Genomic DNA, 963 nt, shown 5'->3' on the forward strand with positions numbered 1-963 from the left:
TCGTTCCTTCGTCACTACGACGAGACCCAAATCCTCCTTAAATCACAACCTCAATTCTGGGCCATAGGCGCTGACGGCGGACACCGCATCTATCGACTCTACCGTGAGGAAGGTCTGGCGGTGCGCAAGCGACGATCACGCCGCCGCGCTGTGGGCACGCGGGCACCGATCCTGGTCGAGGCGAAGCCGAACGCGCGCTGGTCGCTGGATTTCGTGCATGACCAGTTCGCCTGCGGCCGACGCTTCCGGTCGGCGAGGACCACATCCTGGCTGACATGCCGCATCCGGTGCCGATCTGCGCCGAGGAATCGGTCCACACCGCGGACGATCTTCAATCGCCGCGGGAACGCTATGACTACGTCAACGTCAAGCTCGACAAGACCGGGGGGCTGATCGAGGCGATCCGGCTGGTCGAACCGGCTCAGACCGCCAGACGAAACGCCTGCTCCACCGAGGGCTCGATCGCACCCGCCACCGCCTTCAGAAAAATGTCCGCGCAGGCGTCCCAGCTATAGGCCCGCGAGCGATCCAGAGCGTCCTGAGGATCAAGCGCCAGAGCGGCGAGACAGGCTTCCCGCAAATCATCGGATATATGCCCAGCCTTTGACGATCCGATCACGTCGAGCGGTCCCGGCTCCGGAAAGGCGGCGAGCGGAACCCCGCAGGCCAGCGCCTCGATAAGGACGATCCCGAAGGTGTCGGTCATCGAAGGGAACACGAAGACGTCGGCGGCGGCATAATAGCGCGCCAAGGCATCTCCCGACTGCGTCCCGGCGAAATGCACGTCCGGGTAACGCCGCGTCAATTCGCTCAACATCGGCCCATCGCCGACCACGAGCTTGGAGCCCGGCAAATCGATATCCAGAAACGCCGTAAGGTTCTTCTCCGGTGCGACACGCGACACCGTGAGGAAGACCGGCTTTGGCAAATTGAGCTCGACGGGGTGAACGGGGCGAAAGAGGC

At 63.3% G+C, this 963-nt stretch carries 1 protein-coding gene and 1 pseudogene; one reads left to right on the plus strand and one right to left on the minus strand.

Going from position 1 to position 963, the window contains the following annotated elements:
• Nucleotides 1–84 precede the first annotated feature (84 nt).
• Nucleotides 85–249: pseudogene (locus tag VSX60_RS22385) on the plus strand (IS3 family transposase); the annotation flags it as partial.
• A 172-nt stretch (nt 250–421) separates the two neighbouring features.
• Here the strand turns inward: VSX60_RS22385 and VSX60_RS22395 are convergent.
• The coding region (locus VSX60_RS22395) for a glycosyltransferase (RefSeq protein WP_327626438.1) at nt 422–963 on the minus strand (542 nt) is incomplete at its 5' end.

Source organism: Aurantimonas sp. A3-2-R12, from assembly GCF_036016755.1.
Classification (GTDB): Bacteria; Pseudomonadota; Alphaproteobacteria; order Rhizobiales; family Rhizobiaceae; genus Aurantimonas; species Aurantimonas coralicida_A.